Below are 18,200 nucleotides of genomic sequence, written 5' to 3' on the forward strand. Positions count from 1 at the left end.
AACATCATGAAGAGCGACCAGGCCTCGGCCTTCGGCTTCCCCAACCCCATGCTCGGCCTGGTCACCTACGGCATGGTCGTCGCCATCGGCACCGCACTGCTGGCGGGGGCGCGGTTCCGGCGCTGGTACTGGCTGGGGCTGAACGCCGGGACACTGTTCGGGGTCGGCTTCTGCACCTGGCTGATGCACCAGTCGCTGTACGAGATCAACTCGCTGTGCCTCTGGTGCTGTTCCGCCTGGGTAGCGACGCTCGTCATGTTCTGGTACGTCACCTCGCACACCGTACGCAACGGCCTGCTGCCCGCACCGCGGGCGGTCCGGGGCTTCCTCGACGAGTTCACCTGGGTGCTGCCCGTCCTGCACACCGGGATCATGGGGATGCTGATCCTGACCCGCTGGTGGGACTTCTGGACCGGCTGAGGCGGTCGGGCGCGCAGCGGTACCGCCCGGAGAAAACGGTCATGGAGTCGATCACGGCGGCTCGCCCGTCCCGCCGGGCGGTACTGCTCCTGGGTCCCGGGACGGCTCTGGCCGCCGCCGTTGACACCCGGCACGCGGGCCGCCATTCCGGCGCGGGGTGCCGGAAGCGTGTACGTCCAGGGGGTTCAGCGTGCGGAGTTGCCACAGGGCCGGAGCCTGGATCAGGGCCTGCGGAGCTTGGGCTGCCGCGCCAACGACGTGAAGAGTCAGTCGGCGCTCAGCCGGCCCTGATCGTGGCGATCTGGTCGAAAGCCCGGTTCACCGGCGTGCGGTAACCAATATTGCCCGAGATCCGCTCGACGTGTCGGAGACGAAGCCCGCCGCCGCGTACCCGGCGTCCGCGACTCGCCCGCACATGTCGCGCGGCCCGTACACCCCCATGCCGTAAGCGGAGTTCTCGCCCATGGGGGAATACCGGGAAGCAGCGCAGGCCGTCGTGTTCGATCGTGGCGAGCCGGAACAGGAAACCCCAGCGCAGATCCTGTCTTGGCTGGGGTTCCAGTGGACCCGCCTTCGGGATTCCAACCCGAGACCTACGCTTTACACCAGCAGCCTCTCTCCGGGCTGCTCGTCCCAGTACAGGCCGAATCTGTGGGGGGCACCGAGGCCGCGCAGCTTCGCCTGCCGCTGGGTCATGAGGCACCGCAGTTCACCCGCCAGCGTGTCACGCAATCGCATCCAGGCCTCGCGCCGGCCGGCGGGGACGACGGGGATCCCGTGCCGCAGCTCAGCCTCGGCGTCCTGCCCCAGCGCATGCGCCCATCGCCCATCCTGCTGCCACCTGATGTACTCGGAGTTCCTGATCGCGTTCTTCAGTGAGGCCACGTTGTAGCGGTACCCGAGCTGTTTCAGGCAATAGTCGAGCGCGTCCGCTGTCATCGGCTCGCCCGCGGCGAACAGAACCAGCCGGCTCACTCCCTCCAGAGTCCGCGGGCCGGGCAGGGGGCCGTGCCGGTAGAGGCTGTACGTTCCCTGTCCGGTCCAGCAGAAGCGCCGGTCCGGCGAGAGCACCGCGTTGGCGCTGGGCACGGTGATCTCGCATCCGTAATCGCGCTGGGCCATACGCACGAAGTCGCGGACGTGCAGAGGTGAGCGTGACGAGCAAGCAATCGCGTACAGGATTTCCGGGCGACTTGCCCACCGTGGTCCGCCACATCCGCAGCGCTTCGTCTCCCAGGGCGACAGGCGGGCTCCGCAGAGCCGACAGGGGCTCACCGTCACGCCGGGCCTCCACGGCGCAGTGATGACCGGCTCATCCGGCGCTCCAGTCGAGGGTCATGGGCATCGGTCCCGTCACGACGGGGCCGAGGTCCTCGTCGGTGTCCGGTCCCACTGCGTCCAGGTAGCGCATGACGTCCTGCTCGCCGATCGTCACCAGGTTGTCCCCCGAGGCAGCCTCGATGAGGCCTTGTGCCTTGCGCAGCACGTCACGCGGCTTGCGGTTCGACCGGCTGAACAGCGCCGCCACCGCGTCCATCGTGAACGGGTACACATCATCGCGCGGGCGGTCGTCCTTCTTGCGGGCGGCGGCGAGGTACTTGGAGAGGAGCTTGACAGCCGCGTCGAGGTCGCGCAGCGCCGGCAGGACCACGATCCGGTGCTTGTTCGCCTCCGAAACCTCGAAGGTCGGCAGGTCTGCCAGTTCCCAGGCCGTGCCGATGGTGAGCGCAGCCCGAGGGTGCATGGTGACGACGACGCTGAGCATGTCGGCCATCGGCAGCGTTTCGAGGATGATGTCGCGGAACCGTTCGGTTTCCAGGTCTCGCTTGGCCTTCGCCGTAGTGGTGCTCGCCAGGTCCTCCAGTTGGTCGCAGCAGAGCAGAACGTGCTTCATGCCCGCGGCCGCCGCGAAAAGGAGGAACGTGGCGAGATACACAGCGCCGTTCCTGGTCCGCGAAGTGGGCTTGATCTTGTCCAGGTAATCCTGGGCAACCGTCGGATCGGCATCACACAAAGCCAGGATGAGCTTGTCGTCCGGTGGTCCCAGGGTGCGGCCCCGCAGGTCCCGGTGATGCTCGATCACGACCTTGGCCAGGCTCTGCGGATCGTCCGCCGCGGTCCGTGCGACGAGGGCCTCGCGCAGGCGCTGCGCGAGCGTAGGGCTCTTGTCGTCCGCACGGAAGTCTGTCGCGTACTCGACAGCGGTGAAGAGGGCCGCGTTCAGGGACCGGATCTGGGCGGTGTCGAAGCTCGTCAGCAGTCCGCAGATCGGTTCGTCAGCGGCGTCCTCCTCGTCGAGGCCACAGCTCAGGTACGCGGCGCGGCCGAAGTCCTCGTTGAGGCTGCCCGTCAGGTGTTGCATGAGCACGGACTTTCCGAAGCCACGGGCATCGGAGTCCCCCGGCCCCGTTCCGGTCGACCACAAGTACCCGAATCGGAGGCCCGAGAAGGCCGAGCCGAGCACGAACTTCTCGACGGCCTCTTCGAGTTTTTCCGGGTTTACGTCGGGCTCGTAGAGCAGCCCGTTCTCTCGCATGTCGGCGCCGCCAAGGCGAGCGATGCCGGTGGTTGGGAAGGGGTTGTTGCGCAGCCCCCACTGCTTCTTCAGCCAAACGGGGCCCGCACTACGGGCGGAAGCGGTCATGGGGTCAGGACTCCTCGGTGGTGGTCGTCGGGGCGGGGGTGGCCGGGGTTTCCAGAACGACGCTGATCACGTTGAACACGCGTCTGAGCCCGCTCGCGCTGGGAATGATCAAAGGCTTGGTCGAGGCAGGTGCACCCCTCATCGATGCCTGATCCAGGTGAATGCGCAGACCAAGTCCGGAGTGTTCGCCCGCCAGGGCCTCGCGGAGCGCCTGGTCGAACTCGTCGTCGCTGATCCGCTGCTTCCAGCAGACGGCCGCACGGAGCTGCCAGACGGGCAGGTACATGCCGCCGGCCGCGTCGGAGCGCTGCTCTCGCCAGACCGCCCAGAGGGTGTCCAGAGCAGCCCGGCGCACGTCTTTGCCGACTCTTCGTCTGATCTCGACGGATGGGCCGCTCCCCGTGACCAGAGCGGTGGACCAGAGCCGCATCGCCGACGGACCCGGGGCGTAATAGCTGAAGTTCGCGAGCCCGAGGAACCGTGTCCATCTGCGCAGCAGTTCCAGGCTGATGTAGTCCAGGGGGCAACCGGCCGCGTTGAATACAAGCCGAGCCATGGCCTCCTCACAGGTCGTGGCGAACTGCTTCCGGCTGAGTTCCTTCTCCCGGGCACGAGCCCGCTCCTCGATGCGGCGGACGTAGCCACGGATGCCCGCGTCGATGCACTCGGGCGTGGCCGTCCAGCCGAGCGCGCCCTGAGCCGCCGCGTCAACCGCGAAGCGCACGAAGTCGTCGAGGTACGTCTCGTTGGACCGGTACGCCGAGGCGCTGAATCTCAGAAGCGGAATCGTCAGATGTGCGCCCTTGCTGTCCGGCCGGGCACCCAGCAGGCGCAGAAAGCCCTCGAACTGGGGATGGGTGGAGAGCAGTACGCCGGTGAGCGCGTTGTACGCGGCACGACGGTCCTCGGCGACCAGCGCCGCCCACCTCTCACCGGCCGGGGTGAGGGTGAATACCGAGTCAGCATGTGCGTAGGCGGAGTTGGGTCCAGAAGGGAGGATGTGCTTCTCGACCCAGCCGAGCCGCATAAGTTCCTTCAGGACGTCGACGGTGTTATGGACGTACTTCTTGGTGTCCGACCGTGCCAGCTCCCACTTCCTGGCGGAGTACGAGCCGTCTGTGTCCCCGTCCCGTGCTGCGCCGGCGGCTCGGTCGACGAGAGCGCGACGCACCTGCTCGAACGTCGCCCCCTGCGCGACGTGCCGGAGAGCGACCTCAACGTAGGCGAGGTCCTGCAACCGTGGAATACCCACTCCCCCGACGCTCACCGCGGCCCTCCGCGAGGACGGGCGTTCGAGGGCGCGAACACCGGCGCCATCGCCCGCAGGCCCGAGCGCCCCGATGAGGGCGTACGGCGAATAAGGCGCATGAGTCCTCCGATGACGAGAGTCCGTGCTGGAGACCCCACTCTCGCCACAACTACCGTGCGCCACAAGGCTGTTATCAATATCTGCATCCTCATGGGGGATGAGAGCCGGAGCATTCTTATAAGGAGCCCACGAGTGGGTCATACAAGATGCTTGTCTGCGGCACCACCGGCGGCGGACGGCCGCCTCGCCCCCGGAGATCACCACGGAAATGCTTGTCGTCACAGCACCCGTTTTCCATCGGCGTTACTGGAGAAGCGTTTATCCCGCCAGGGCTGATTGGCGAGGCAGTAGCGGCACCAGCGGATCGAGTCGCTCCCGAGGCTGGTCAGTGGGGTTCACTGCGGGCATGGAGAAAACGTTGTGGGACCGGCTGTCGGTCGAGGTGCAGGCGGAGGTGGACCGTCTCGTTTCGGCCGGGTGGAATGCGCATGCCATTGCTGTGGTGCGTGAGCATGGCGGTCTGCCGACGCCGGGTCTGCATGAATGCGTTGACCTGGTGCATCAGCGCTTCAGGGTGCTGCGGCATGGCTCGACGAGCTCACGCATCGCTCGCGCATGCAGCCCCGCAGCTCCACGGATGTGCGGCACACTGCGCCGCGAACACAAGAAACCCCAGGTCAGCGAATATCTGACCTGGGGTCCCAGTGGAGCCGCCTTCGGGATTCGAACCCGAGACCTACGCATTACGAGTGCGTTGCTCTGGCCAACTGAGCTAAGGCGGCATGCCGTGCGATCCCCTGTCGGGTGCAGCAGCGGGCACAAGTCTACACAGGTCCGGAGGGTGCTTCGCACACGTGTCAGCGGCAGCGCTTGCCGGGTGCGGGGACCGTGCCGTCGAGGAGGTAGGTGTTGATCGCGGTGTCGATGCAGTCACTGCCGCGGCCGTACGCCGTGTGGCCGTCGCCCTCGTAGGTCAGGAGCGTGCCGGAGGAGAGCTGGGCGGCGAGGGACTGGGCCCACTTGTAGGGGGTGGCGGGGTCGCGGGTGGTGCCGACGACGACGATGGGCGCCGCGCCGGCGGCCTCGATGCGGTGGGCGGACCCGGTGGCCTTGGCGGGCCAGTACGCGCAGTTCAGGGACGCCCAGGCCAGTCCTTCACCGAAGACGGAGGAGGCCTTCTCGAAGGACGGGACGGCGGCGGCGGCCTGCTCGGGGCTGGTGAAGGCGGGCGGCTGGTCGAGGCAGTTCACGGCGGCGTTGGCGTACATCAGGTTCGAGTACGTGCCGTCCTCCTCGCGCTCGTAGTAGCTGTCGGCGAGGGCCAGGAGGGCGGAACCCTCGCCGCCCATCGCGCGGGTGAGGGCCTCCCGCAGCTGCGGCCAGGCCGACTCGTCGTACATGGCGGCGATGACGCCCGTGGTGGCGAGGGCCTCGCCGAGCTCGCGGCTCTCGCCGGTGGGGACGGGCTGCTCGTCGAGCGCCGTGAAGAACGCCTTGAGGCGGGCGGCCGCTGCGGTGGGCGACTGGGTGCCCAGCGGGCAGTCCGTCTGCTTGACGCAGTCGGCGGCGAAGGACCGGAAGGCGGTCTCGAAGCCGGCCGTCTGGTCGCGGTTGAGCTCGGCGGTCGGCAGGGACGGGTCCATCGCGCCGTCCAGGACGAGCCGGCCGGTGCGGGAGGGGAAGAGCTCGGCGTACGTCGCCCCGAGGAACGTGCCGTACGAGGCGCCGACGAAGTTCAGCCGCTTGTCGCCCAGCACCGCGCGGAGGATGTCCATGTCGCGGGCGGTCTCGACGGTCGAGACGTGGGGCAGGATCCGGCCGGAATGCTTGCGGCAGCCGGCCGCGAAGTTCCTGAAGGAGGCGGCGAGGCGGGCGATCTCACCCTTGTCGTCGGGGGTCTGGTCCACCTGGGTGTACGCGTCCATCTGCGGGCCGTCGAGGCAGCGGACCGGCTCGCTGCGGGCTACGCCGCGCGGGTCGATGGCCACGATGTCGTAGCGGGCCCGGACGGGGGCCGGGTATCCGACGCCCGCGTACCCCTGGAGGTAGCCGACCGCGGAACCGCCGGGGCCGCCCGGGTTGACCAGCAGCGAGCCGAGGCGCTTGCCGGGGCCGGTGGCCTTGACCCGGGACACGGCGAGCTTGATCTGTTCGCCGTCCGGGTCGGCGTAGTCGAGCGGGGCCTTCATGGTGGCGCACTCGAACCCGGGGGCGCCGCATGCGCGCCAGGTCAGCCGCTGGCCGTAGTACGCCTTGAGCTGCTCGGTCGAGGCGATCGAGGCCGAGGCCTGGGCGGAGGCGGCCGGGGTGGAGCCCCCGTCCGTGCAGCCGGCCAGGAGCAGGCCGAGGAGCGAGACGGCGACGGCGGACGTGCGGAGCAGACGGCTGGAGTCCATCCTCGGAGCGTATCCGCATGCTCACGCTTTGTGGCCGGTGACTACCCGTACGGATTACCCCTGGCGGAGGGCCATGGTCATCGCCTCCACCGCGAGCAGCGGCGCCACATTGCGGTCCATGGCCTCGCGGCAGGCGAGAACCGCCTCGATCCGGCGCAGGGTCCGCTCCGGTGTCGACTCGCGGGCTATCCGGTCGAGGGCGTCGCGCACGTCCTCGTTGGCCAGGGCCGTGCCCGCGCCGAGCTGGAGCGCCAGGACGTCGCGGTAGAAGCTCGTCAGCTCGCCGAGCGCCAGGTCCAGGCTGTCGCGCTGCGTACGGGTCCGGCGGCGCTTCTGCTTGTCCTCCAGGTCCTTCATCGCACCCGCCGTGCCGCGCGGCATCCTCCCGCCGGGGGTGCCGCCCAGTGCCGCCTTCAGTTCCTCGGTCTCCTTGACGTCGGTCCCCTCGGCGACCTCCTTGGCGTCCTCGGACGCCGCGTCGATCAGCTCCTGTGCCGCCTTGAGGCAGCCACCGATGTCGTCCACCCGCAGGGGCACCTTGAGGACCGTCGCCCGGCGGGCCCGGGCGCGCTCGTCGGTGGCCAGGCGGCGGGCGTGTTCGATGTGGCCCTGGGTGGCGCGGGCGGCGGCATAGGCCGCCTCGGGCTCGATGCCGTCGCGCCGGATCAGTACGTCGGCGACGGCCTCGACCGGCGGCGTCCGCAGCGTGAGGTGGCGGCAGCGGGAGCGGATGGTGGGCAGGACGTCCTCGATGGACGGCGCGCACAGCATCCACACCGTGCGGGGAGCGGGCTCCTCCACGGCCTTCAGGACGGCGTTGGCCGACTTCTCGTTCAGCCGCTCGGCGTCCTCGACGAGGATGACTTGCCAGCGGCCGTTCGCGGGTGACGTGAACGACTTGCGGACCGTGTCCCGCATGTCGTCGACCAGGATCTGGGTGCCCACGGCGGCGACCGTCGACACGTCCGCGTGCGTGCCCACCAGCGCGGTGTGGCACCCGTCGCAGAATCCGCAGCCCGGTTCCCCGCCGAGCGCCCGGTCGGGGCTGACGCACTGGAGCGCGGCGGCGAAGGCCCGGGCGGCGGTGGTCCGCCCGGCGCCGGGCGGACCGGTGAACAGCCACGCGTGCGTCATCTGCGACGCGTCGGGCGGTGCGGTGCCGCCCGCATCGGCGGTGACGAGCGCGTCGGCGTCGCGTGCTGCGGCGCGCAGCTGCTCCTGAATCCGGTCCTGGCCGACCAGGTCGTCCCACACGGGCATGGGTCACCGCCTTCCTGCGTACGTGTCGTCGATCCGGCTTCCCGATGTGGGTTCCATTGTGGGGCAGGAGTCTGACAACGGGCGCCGGGCCACCGAGCCGTCAGCCCGCGCCGATGGTCGGCTTCCGGTTCCGTCGGCCACGGCCGCCCACGGCGCCGGTCGGTCCGTCAGCAGCGCCGCCCGGGCATTCGCCGGCCCGCGGCGCCGGTCGGTCGGCTCGTCCGTCAGCCTGCCTGCCGTAGGCCTGTCCGTCGACCTGTCAGCGGCGGAGGACCGTACATCGGTCGGCCTTCGGTTCCGCAGGCCGCCGTCCGTGGGCGGCACGCCCGTGCGTCCGCCCACGGACCCGTCGGCCGTCAGCGGCGGCGGCCGCCTCCGCGCCCGTGGTCCTCGTCGTCGTCGTGCGGCCCGAGCAACTCGTCCGCGAGCGTCGGCAGGTCGTCCAGCGGGGTCTCCTCCGCCCAGTCCGAGCGGCGCCTCGGCCTGCCCTGTTCGTCGACCTGCGGCAGCTCACGGGTCCGCTCGGCGCCCGGACGGTCGGGCTGTTCGTCCCGGAAGAAGCCCGGGGGCACACGATCGGCGGGCCCCCCGTCCCGCACGGGTGGGAGGACGGTGGTCTCCTCGGCGTCGGAGGGGGCGGCCGGGCCGCTGTCGCGCACCGGCCGCAGGACGGTCGTCTCGTCGTCGGCCCGCCCGGCCCCCGGTACGTCCCGTACGGGAGGCAGCACGGCGGTCTCGTCGAGGGCGGGCGCCGGGGCCTCGTCGCGCACGGGCGGGAGGAGGGCCGTCTCGTCGTCGTCCTTGCGCATGTTGACGCGCGGCGCCGGGACCTCCTGGGTCTCCTGGTCCGGGTTCACGACCGGCGTCGGGACCGTCGTCTCGGTGGCGGACGCGGCCGCCGACGCAGCGGCCGCCGCCTCCGCGAGCCGCCGTGCCTCCTCGGCGCGCAGCAGGGCCTCCTCGGCCTTGCGCTGCTTCTCCAGGCGCCGCGCCTCGGCCTCGGCCCGCAGCCGCTCCTGCTCCTCCTTGAGCTGGCGCAGCCGCTCCTGCTCCTCGCGGCGGGCCTTCTCCTCGGCCTCACGGCGCCGCCGCTCCTCCTCGGCGAGCCGGCGCGCCTCCTCCGCCCGCCGCCTGGCCTCCTCGGCCTGCCGCTCGGCCTCGCGCTGACGCGCCTCTTCCTCCTCGCGGCGCTTGCGCTCCTCCTCCTCGGCGCGCAGCTTGGCGAGCTGCTCCTGGCGCTCGCGCTCCAGGCGCTCCTCCTCGGCCTTGCGCGCCGCCTCTTCCTCGGCCTTGCGCCGGGCCTCCTCCTCGGCCCGCCTGCGCGCTTCCTCCATGGCCTTCACCTCGGCCTCGGAGAGCGGCAGCATCTGGTCGAGCCGGTGGCGTACGACGGTGGTGACCGCCTCCGGTTCCTGGCCCGCGTCCACCACCAGGTACCGGCCCGGGTCCGCCGCCGCGAGGGCGAGGAATCCGGCCCGTACGCGCCGGTGGAACTCCGCCGGCTCCGACTCCAGCCGGTCCGGCGCCTCCGTGAACCGCTCCCGCGCGGTCTCGGGCGAGACGTCCAGCAGGACGGTCAGGTGCGGTACGAGGCCGCTGGTCGCCCAGCGCGAGATGCGGGCGATCTCGGTCGGCGACAGGTCACGGCCGGCGCCCTGGTAGGCCACGGAGGAGTCGATGTAACGGTCGGAGATGACGATCGCGCCGCGCTCCAGGGCCGGGCGGACCAGCGAGTCGACGTGCTCGGCGCGGTCGGCGGCGTACAGCAGCGCCTCCGCGCGGTTGGACAGGCCGGCGCTCGACACGTCGAGGAGGATCGAGCGCAGCCGCTTGCCGATCGGCGTGGCGCCCGGCTCACGTGTGACGACCACCTCGTGGCCCTTGGACCTGATCCACTCGGCCAGCGCCTCCACCTGCGTGGACTTGCCGGCCCCGTCACCGCCCTCCAGGGCGATGAAGAACCCGGTCTTCGACGGGGCCTGCGCCGGGTCCGCGCCGCGCAGCGCGTCCCGCAGGTCGCGGCGCAGCGGCACCCCGGAACGGTCGTCCGTCTTGGCCAGTACGAGTGCCGCGACGGGCAGCAGCAGGGCGCCGACCAGCATGAGCGTGAAGGCCGCGCCGCCGTGGGCGAAGACGAAGTCGCCACTGGCGAGCCGGTGCGGGCCGATGGCGGCCGCGAGGAGCGGGGCGGCGATGGCGCCCAGCGCGATGGAGACCCGTACGACGGCGTGGAGGTGCTCGGTCAGCCGCGGCCGCCGGAACTCCTCCGTCTCCTGGTCCAGCAGGGTGTGCCCGGTGTTGGCCGCGACACCGGCCGCGAAGCCCGCGCCGAGCGCGATGAACAGCACGGTCGCCGTGTCGGGCACCAGGCCGAGGGCGAGCAGGGCGACACCCGTGACGGCGGTCGCCAGCGCCAGCAGACGGCGGCGGGACAGGGCGGGCAGGACGGACGGGCCGCGGCGGATGCCGAGGGCCGTACCGCCGGTCAGGGCCAGCACGAGGAGCGCGAACGCGACGGGCCCGCCGCCGAGGTCCCGGGCGTGCAGCGCCGCGACGGCGGTGGCGGACGCGACGGCCGCGGCGACGGCGGCACACGCGAGGACGAGCAGCGGTATGGCTCCCGTACGGCCCTTGTCGACACCGGTTCCGGTCGACGGGCGGCGCAGGCCCTCCAGCGGGGAACGGGGGCGCGGGGTCTGGGCATCGGGCAGTTCCAGGAAGTACAGGACCGAGACGGACGCGGCGAACAGGCCGGCAGCGACGTACGAACCGAGGGCCGCCTGGTGGGTCGAGAACCAGTCGATGCCCGTCGCGAGCACATTGCCGACGAGCGTGGCGACGAGGAGTGCGGCGGCGGCGCCGGGAATCGCGGCGAAGCTCGTACGCAGCGACAGTCGCCGCAGCGCGTCCATGTGGTCCGGCAGCGGCCGTACGGCAGCCCCCTCCGGCGGCGGGGCGGGCAGCAGTGCGGGAGCCGCGCCCTCCTTGGCCACGGTCCAGAAACGCTCGGCGACGCCGGCGAGGAAGGCGGTACCGAGGAGGAAGGCGAGGGCGTGGCCGGGCGTCCAGTCGATCCACAGGGGCGCGATGACCAACAGCGCGACGCGCAGGCCGTCGGCCCCGACCATGGTCCAGCGGCGGTCCAGCGGACCCTTGGGCGCGGTCAGGGTCGTCAGCGGGCCGAGCAGGACGGCACCGAAGAGGAGGGTGGACAGGATCCGCGCCCCGAACACCGCGGCGACCGCGAAGGCCGCCCCCCGGTACCCGCCGCCGAAGGCTCCCTCGACGACCGCCGCCTGCAGGGCCAGCAGCACCAGGACGAGCAGGGCGAGGGCATCGCCGATCCCGCCGACGAGCTGCGCGCTCCACAACCGCCTCAGCGGCGGGGTGCGCAACAGGGCCCGAACGGCGCGCTCGCGGGAGTCCGCGGCAAGTGCGGCGTCGGAGTCTGAGGTGGGGCTCAAGACCGTTGGCTGCTCGGCTCGCGTCATCCCATCAGCCTATCCGGAGGGGATGACACCCAGTCGTCCCCATCCCGCACAAACGCGGGACCTCGGCCCCGGGACGGTGTCCGGTCGGCGCCTTCCGCGCACAAGGGGCGGCGCCTGCCGGCCCGCCCGGCTGGCCGGGGGGCCGTGCCGGGAGCTGTGCCAAGGGCGCCGGGGCCCTGGTGTACGACGCCGGGACCAGGGTGGGGTCGAGCCCGGCTGCCCGCCGGCGCCGCGCGGCCGACGCCCCTGGCGTACGACCACGGGAACGCACCCGGCCGTCACGGCGGTGGGCCGACCCCCGCGCGCAAGCACTGCGGCGCGGGGGCTTCCCGGATCAGTCTTCCGACGAGGCGGACGAGGCCTTGGACGCAGTGGCCTTGGAGGCCGTCTTCTTCGCGGCCGTCTTCTTCACCGTCGTGGTCTTCTTCGCCGTCGTCGTCTTCGCGGCCGTCTTCTTGGCCGTCGTCGTCTTCTTCGCGGCGGTCTTCTTCGCCGGCGCCTTCTTGGCCGCCGCCTTCTTGGCCGTCTTCTTCGCCGGGGCCTTCGCCCGCTTCTCCGCCAGCAGCTCGTACCCGCGCTCCGGCGTGATCGTCTCCACGCTGTCGCCGGTCCGCAGCGTCGCGTTCGTCTCGCCGTCCGTGACGTACGGCCCGAAGCGGCCGTCCTTGACGACCACCGGGCGTTCGCTGACCGGGTCGGTGCCCAGCTCCTTCAGCGGGGGCTTGGCGGCGGCGCGACCACGCTGCTTCGGCTGGGCGTAGATCGCCAGAGCCTCCTCCAGCGTGATGGTGAAGAGCTGCTCCTCGTTCTCCAGCGACCGCGAGTCCGTGCCCTTCTTCAGGTACGGGCCGTAGCGGCCGTTCTGGGCGGTGATCTCGACGCCCTCGGCGTCGGTGCCCACCACGCGCGGCAACGACATCAGACGCAGCGCGTCCTCGAGGGTCACCGTGTCGGGGGACATCGACTTGAAGAGCGAGGCCGTGCGCGGCTTCACCGCGTTCTTGCCGGTCTTCGGAGTGCCTTCGGGGAGGATCTCGGTGACGTACGGGCCGTAGCGGCCGTCCTTGGCGACGATCTGGTGGCCGGTCGCCGGGTCCGTACCGAGCTCGAAGTCGCCGCTCGGCTTGGCCAGCAGCTCCTCCGCCAGCTCGACCGACAGCTCGTCGGGGGCCATGTCCTCCGGAACGTCGGCGCGCTGGTGGCCTTCCGTGTCCTTCTCGCCACGCTCGATGTACGGGCCGTAGCGGCCGACGCGCAGCACGATGCCGTTGCCGATGGGGAAGGAGGAGATCTCGCGGGCGTCGATCGCGCCCAGGTCGGTGACCAGCTCCTTCAGGCCGCCCAGGTGGTCGCCGTCGCCGTTTCCGGCCTCGGCGGCGCCGCCGGCCGCGCCGTCGCCCTCGCCGAAGTAGAAGCGCTTCAGCCACGGCACGGCCTGTGCCTCACCGCGCGCGATGCGGTCGAGGTCGTCCTCCATCCTCGCGGTGAAGTCGTAGTCGACGAGCCGGCCGAAGTGCTTCTCCAGCAGGTTGACGACGGCGAAGGAGAGGAAGGAGGGGACGAGGGCCGTGCCCTTCTTGAAGACGTACCCGCGGTCCAGGATCGTGCCGATGATCGACGCGTACGTCGACGGGCGGCCGATCTCGCGCTCTTCCAGCTCCTTGACCAGCGAGGCCTCGGTGTAGCGGGCCGGCGGCTTGGTGGCGTGGCCGTCCGCCGTGATCTCCTCGGCGGTCAGCGCGTCGCCCTGGGCGACCTGCGGCAGCCGGCGCTCACGGTCGTCGAGCTCGGCGTTCGGGTCGTCGGCGCCTTCGACGTACGCCTTCATGAAGCCGTGGAAGGTGATCGTCTTGCCGGACGCGCTGAACTCGGCGTCCCGGCCGTCGCTCGCCCGGCCGCCGATCTTGACGGTGACGGAGTTTCCGACGGCGTCCTTCATCTGGGAGGCGACGGTCCGCTTCCAGATCAGTTCGTACAGCTTGAACTGGTCACCGGTCAGGCCGGTCTCCGCGGGTGTGCGGAAACGATCACCCGAAGGGCGAATCGCCTCGTGCGCCTCCTGCGCGTTCTTGACCTTGCCGGCGTACACGCGCGGCTTGTCCGGCAGGTAGTCGGCTCCGTAGAGCTGCGTGACCTGGGCCCGGGCCGCGGCGACGGCGGTGTCGGACAGGGTGGTCGAGTCCGTACGCATGTACGTGATGAAGCCGTTCTCGTACAGCTTCTGCGCGATCTGCATGGTCGCCTTGGCACCGAAGCCGAGCTTGCGGCTGGCCTCCTGCTGGAGGGTGGTGGTGCGGAAGGGCGCGTACGGGGAGCGGCGGTACGGCTTCGACTCGACGGAGCGGACGCTGAACGACGTGTCGGCGAGTGCCGCGGCCAGGGCGCGGGCGTTCGCCTCGTCCAGGTGCAGCACCTGGCCGGAGGACGCCTTCAGCCGGCCGTCGGGGCCGAAGTCGCGGCCCTGTGCGACGCGGCGGCCGTCGACCGTGGCCAGGCGGGCGATGAGGTTCGACGGGTCGGAGGAGTCACCGGTGCGGCCGGTGGCGAAGGTGCCGGTCAGGTCCCAGTACTCGGCGGAGCGGAACGCGATGCGCTCGCGCTCCCGCTCGACGACGAGGCGGGTGGCGACGGACTGCACACGGCCGGCCGACAACCGGGGCATGACCTTCTTCCACAGGACCGGCGAGACCTCGTAGCCGTAGAGGCGGTCGAGGATACGGCGGGTCTCCTGGGCGTCGACCATGCGCTTGTTCAGCTCGCGCGGGTTGGCGACGGCGGCCTGGATCGCGTCCTTGGTGATCTCGTGGAAGACCATCCGGTGGACGGGGACCTTGGGCTTGAGGACTTCCAGGAGGTGCCAGGCGATGGCCTCGCCCTCGCGGTCCTCATCGGTGGCGAGGAAGAGCTCGTCGGACTCGGCCAGCTGCTCCTTGAGCTTCCTGACCTGGGCCTTCTTGTCGGCGTTGACGACGTAGATGGGCTGGAAGTCGTGCTCGACGTCCACGCCCAGGCGGCGTACCTCGCCGGTGTACTTCTCGGGCACCTCGGCGGCGCCGTTGGGGAGGTCGCGGATGTGCCCGACGCTCGCCTCGACGACGTAGCCGGGGCCGAGGTAGCCCTTGATCGTCTTCGCCTTGGCAGGCGACTCGACGATGACGAGTCGGCGGCCGCCCTGTGCGGTCTCGCTGGTCGGGGACAACTTCGCTCTTCTCTCCGGTCGACGCTCGGTGGCACGTGCCGCGCGGTGTGGTCCCACCGCGTGCACTCCTTGCGCACTGCCCACTGCCCACTGCGGTGGCGCTGTGACGCTGTGCTCTGACGCTGCTGTCGCTGCGGAGTGTGACGGTACAACCCGCCCCCGTGTCAAACGGCAAAAGACCGCAACGGCCACTCGAACGGTAACCCGAGTCCGGGCATTCCTGCCGCCCGGACTCCCTTCAGGGTCTCTTCCCGACCCGGAGCCCCCTATTCCGCCGCACGGTCAGAGACGGCCGAAACACCACACCCCGAGGATCAGGAAAGCGGCTCCCATCGAGGTCGCGAACGTGATCGCCGCCATCGGGCTCACTCCCAGCGCCACCGGCGCCCGGTGCAGCGCACGTGTCGCGGTCCACAGCAGCAGCCCCGCACCGAACAGCGTGAACGCCGTGCCGGCGAAGATGGCCGGTCCGCTCTCCATGTTCGTACCCCGTTCCTCGGTGATCCCCTGGTTGCCCCGAGGCCGAGGCTGACACCTCCGGGCGTCGTGAGCGCGAATTGCGGGTGAACGGCACGGGAGACACGCCGCGGGTTCACCCACGCGGCGCCGGGACGCGCCGAGCCGGCCTCAGAGCGTCGCAGCCGCCGACACGGGCGCGGGGCCGACCCCGGAGCCTGATCAGTGCCCGGGGCCGGGCCGGGCCGCCCTTGGCGCGGAGTCGCCCGCACCGCGACGGTCGATCCGGCAGACCACGGGCCCCGCCTGCCGCACGGCTCCCCCGGGTATCGCAGGCCGGCTGCCGCGACCGGGGCACGCGGGGCCCGTCGCGAACGGGGGGGGGCACGCGGGGGCCGCCGCGAACGGGGGTGATCACCGCCCCGGTCGATCACCTTGTAGGAGGAGGCGGCCACCGTCGCGACAGGCCGCCCTGGGCACTAGGAGCGTCGAGGGGCGGACTCGCCCGCCGTCACACCCCCGTCGCCGGTTCCAGGAACCCTTCCTCCACCAGGAGCCGGATCGCCTGCGGGGTACGGTCCCGCAGCAGCACCGGGTCCTCACCCATCAACTGGGCGATGGCGTCCAGGATCCGCCCGGCGCTGAGCGTTCCGTCGCAGACGCCGGCGAAGCCCGCGCCGACGGCGTCCACCTTGGTGGCGCGGCGCATGCCTCGGTTCTGCCGGAGGACCACGTGCTCCGGATCCTCCGCGCCCGGCAGCCCGACCTGCTCCTGCATCACCTCCGGTACCAGTACGAAGTGGTCGGCCAGCAGCGCCGCGTCGTCGCGCGTCCGCAGATAGTCCTGGCGTGCGAAGTGCGCCCGCACCGTCTCGCCGAGCGGTTGCTCCACCGGGTGCGGCCACTCCTCGATGACGATGGACGGCTCCTCCGCGCCGGACTTGCGGAGCGTGATCCAGCCGAAGCCGACCGCCTTGGTCCTCCGCTCCTCGAACTCGCCGAGCCACGCCTCGTACCGCGCCTCGTACTCCTGCCGGTCCAGCAGGTGGTCCCCCGCGTCCCGCAGCCACAGCTCGGCGTACTGCGTCACGTCCTGCACCTCGCGCTGCACGATCCAGGCGTCGCAGCCGCGCGGCACCCAGGAACGCAGCCGCTCCTGCCAGTCCTCGCCCTCCACGTGCTGCCAGTTGGCGAGGAAGTGCGCGAACCCGCCTTCGTTCAGCCGCTCCCCCGCCTGTTGAACGAGCGACCGGCACAGATCGTCCCCGCCCATCCCGCCGTCCCGGTAGGTCAGCCGGGCGCCGGGGCCCCCCGTGCCGGAGGCCAGGGGAGAGATCACGAACGGCGGGTTCGACACGATCAGGTCGTACGTCTCCGACGCCACCGGTTCGAACAGCGAACCGGTGCGCAGGTCGGCCTCCGGCGCCCCGGACAGCGCGAGCGTGAGCCGGGCGAACTCCAGCGCCCGCGGGTTCAGGTCCGTCGCCGTCACGCGTGTGGCGTGCTGCGCGGCGTGCAGCGCCTGGATGCCGGAGCCCGTGCCCAGGTCCAGGGCGGAGGCGACGGGCGTACGGACCGTGATCCCGGCGAGCGTGGTGGACGCGCCGCCCACGCCGAGGACCACGCCCTCGCCGCGGCCGCTCGCCCCGGACGCGCCGCCCACGGCGCACCCCAGGTCGGAGACGATGAACCAGTCCTGGCCCTCGGGACCGCCGTACGGCCGTACGTCCACCGTGGCGCGGATCTCGCCGCCGTCCTCCACGACCCATCCGTCGGCGAGGGCCTCGTCCAGCGGCAGCACGGCGCGCGCCCGTTCGTGCGGCACGCGTCGCTGGAGGAGGAAGAGCCGGACGAGCGTGGCGAGCGGGCCGTCCGCACGGGTGGCGCGCAGGGCGGGGACCGTCTCACTGCGGGCGAGCGCGGCGTAGGCGGATGCGCCGAGCAGCTCGAGCAGACCGTCGGCGGTGAAGTCGGCGGCGAGCAGGGCGTCACGGAGGCGGTCGGCGCGGTCGGGCACCGGGAGGGTGGCGGTAAGGCTGGTCGTACTCACCTGCCCATTGTGACCGCCGCCACTGACAATCGACACACGGCCCGGCCCCCGGACACGGGAACCGGGCCGCAGTTCTCACGCGGAGGCCGAAGTCCTTACTCGGGTGGCCGCGGTCCTTACTCCGAGGCCGTGGCCGAGGACGAGGACGACGCCGACTGGGCCGGCTTGGCGGACTTGCTCGCCGAAGCGGACGCGGCCGGGCCCGGCTTGGCCGGCGGGATGGTCGGCGAGACCGACGCCTCGGCCTTGCGGCAGCCGGGCTGCTTGGCCATCGCCTGACCGAGCTGGCCGGACTGCAGTTTGGCCAGCGCGTCCTGGTCCATCTTCTCGATCTTCTTCAGGCCCTCCGCGACGCCCTGCAGCCCTTCGGCGAACTTCTGCTGGTTCCTCGGGTCGAGCGCGTCCACCTGCTTCTTGAGGCCCTCGTACGCCGCGGCCGTGGCGTTGAGCTCCTTCACCGCGTCCTGCTGGAGTTTCTCGCCGTTGTCGACGGGCGGTGCGCCGGCGTCCTGCACCGCCTTGGCGAGCGCCTTGTCCGCGTCGGCGATGTCCCGGAAGGCCTTCGAGTCGGCGGCCTGGATGTCGGCGGGCTTGCCGTCCGCCGCCGTCGAGATGATGGTCTGCTGGGCGTTGGCCCGCTTCTGGATCTGCGGCTGCGCCTGGTCGCACACCTTCTTGGCCCAGGCGTCCACCTTGTTGTCGCCGCCGCCGTCGTCGTCACTGCAGCCCGACAGCGCGAGCACCAGTACCGCACCGCTGGACAGTGCGGCCGCAAGCTTCTTGTTCACCGGTTTGGTCCCTTCCAAGGCTCTCGGCCCCGGAACATACACGCCAAGTGGGCGACATTCGCATGTCGTGTGACGGTTTCGTACGCTTTTACAACCATTTGCATCAAGAGGGAATCGAGAGATAAGGCTCACCGCCCGGTGAGCCGAACGGGCGGACGGAACGTCACTGCGTTCCGCCCGCCCGTGA

Annotated in this window: 11 protein-coding genes and 1 tRNA gene; 1 reads left to right on the top strand and 11 read right to left on the bottom strand. The window is 71.2% G+C overall.

The features are described 5' to 3' along the window. Nucleotides 1–420, top strand: a 420-nt coding sequence (locus tag ABT360_RS20925) for a vitamin K epoxide reductase family protein (protein ID WP_351818416.1), incomplete at its 5' end; no start/stop codon positions are given. Nucleotides 421–1,020: 600 nt separating this feature from the next. On the opposite strand, the gene ABT360_RS20930 is transcribed toward ABT360_RS20925, so the two are convergent. The 11 genes from ABT360_RS20930 to ABT360_RS20980 all read right to left on the bottom strand — a co-directional run bounded on the left by ABT360_RS20930 (nucleotide 1,021) and on the right by ABT360_RS20980 (nucleotide 18,013). After that, nucleotides 1,021–1,542 (bottom strand): hypothetical protein, encoded by a 522-nt coding sequence (locus ABT360_RS20930; RefSeq protein WP_351818419.1) that lies wholly within the window; start codon nucleotides 1,540–1,542, stop codon nucleotides 1,021–1,023. Nucleotides 1,543–1,732: 190 nt separating this feature from the next. Continuing rightward, nucleotides 1,733–3,064, bottom strand: a complete 1,332-nt coding sequence (locus tag ABT360_RS20935) for a hypothetical protein (RefSeq protein ID WP_351818422.1) — start codon at nucleotides 3,062–3,064, stop codon at nucleotides 1,733–1,735. A 4-nt stretch (nucleotides 3,065–3,068) separates the two neighbouring features. Continuing rightward, a complete protein-coding gene (locus ABT360_RS20940; RefSeq protein WP_351818425.1) occupies nucleotides 3,069–4,316 on the bottom strand; it encodes a hypothetical protein in 1,248 nt (415 codons plus the stop codon). Nucleotides 4,317–5,078: 762 nt separating this feature from the next. Further along, nucleotides 5,079–5,155, bottom strand: a tRNA-Thr gene (locus tag ABT360_RS20945). 75 nt (nucleotides 5,156–5,230) lie between these two features. Further along, the gene (locus ABT360_RS20950; RefSeq protein WP_351818428.1) at nucleotides 5,231–6,769 is read right to left on the bottom strand and encodes an alpha/beta hydrolase; all 1,539 of its coding nucleotides are present in this window, start codon (nucleotides 6,767–6,769) and stop codon (nucleotides 5,231–5,233) included. Nucleotides 6,770–6,823: 54 nt separating this feature from the next. Further along, nucleotides 6,824–8,029, bottom strand: coding sequence for a DNA polymerase III subunit delta' (locus ABT360_RS20955; protein ID WP_351818431.1), 1,206 nt, complete (start codon nucleotides 8,027–8,029; stop codon nucleotides 6,824–6,826). A gap of 356 nt (nucleotides 8,030–8,385) precedes the next feature. Next, nucleotides 8,386–11,520 (bottom strand): dTMP kinase, encoded by a 3,135-nt coding sequence (tmk, locus tag ABT360_RS20960; RefSeq protein ID WP_351818434.1) that lies wholly within the window; start codon nucleotides 11,518–11,520, stop codon nucleotides 8,386–8,388. Between the two features lie 334 nt (nucleotides 11,521–11,854). After that, nucleotides 11,855–14,719, bottom strand: coding sequence for a type I DNA topoisomerase (topA, locus tag ABT360_RS20965; protein WP_351818437.1), 2,865 nt, complete (start codon nucleotides 14,717–14,719; stop codon nucleotides 11,855–11,857). Nucleotides 14,720–15,001: 282 nt separating this feature from the next. Beyond that, nucleotides 15,002–15,199 (bottom strand): hypothetical protein, encoded by a 198-nt coding sequence (locus ABT360_RS20970; RefSeq protein ID WP_351818440.1) that lies wholly within the window; start codon nucleotides 15,197–15,199, stop codon nucleotides 15,002–15,004. Nucleotides 15,200–15,686: 487 nt separating this feature from the next. Beyond that, the gene (locus tag ABT360_RS20975; protein ID WP_351818443.1) at nucleotides 15,687–17,225 is read right to left on the bottom strand and encodes a class I SAM-dependent methyltransferase; all 1,539 of its coding nucleotides are present in this window, start codon (nucleotides 17,223–17,225) and stop codon (nucleotides 15,687–15,689) included. 116 nt (nucleotides 17,226–17,341) lie between these two features. Beyond that, nucleotides 17,342–18,013 (bottom strand): small secreted protein, encoded by a 672-nt coding sequence (locus ABT360_RS20980; RefSeq protein WP_351818446.1) that lies wholly within the window; start codon nucleotides 18,011–18,013, stop codon nucleotides 17,342–17,344. Between the last annotated feature and the right edge of the window lie 187 nt (nucleotides 18,014–18,200).

It is taken from the genome of Streptomyces sp. NPDC000229, assembly GCF_040300825.1.
Lineage (GTDB): Bacteria > Actinomycetota > Actinomycetes > Streptomycetales > Streptomycetaceae > Streptomyces.

Coding starts and splice junctions, on each gene's coding strand:
- ABT360_RS20935 (WP_351818422.1), bottom strand. CDS start 3,064: ATGACCGCTTCCGCCCGTAGTGCGGGCCCCGTTTGGCTGAAGAAGCAG.
- ABT360_RS20930 (WP_351818419.1), bottom strand. CDS start 1,542: ATGGCCCAGCGCGATTACGGATGCGAGATCACCGTGCCCAGCGCCAAC.
- tmk (WP_351818434.1), bottom strand. CDS start 11,520: ATGACGCGAGCCGAGCAGCCAACGGTCTTGAGCCCCACCTCAGACTCC.
- ABT360_RS20955 (WP_351818431.1), bottom strand. CDS start 8,029: ATGCCCGTGTGGGACGACCTGGTCGGCCAGGACCGGATTCAGGAGCAG.
- ABT360_RS20950 (WP_351818428.1), bottom strand. CDS start 6,769: ATGGACTCCAGCCGTCTGCTCCGCACGTCCGCCGTCGCCGTCTCGCTC.
- ABT360_RS20970 (WP_351818440.1), bottom strand. CDS start 15,199: ATGGAGAGCGGACCGGCCATCTTCGCCGGCACGGCGTTCACGCTGTTC.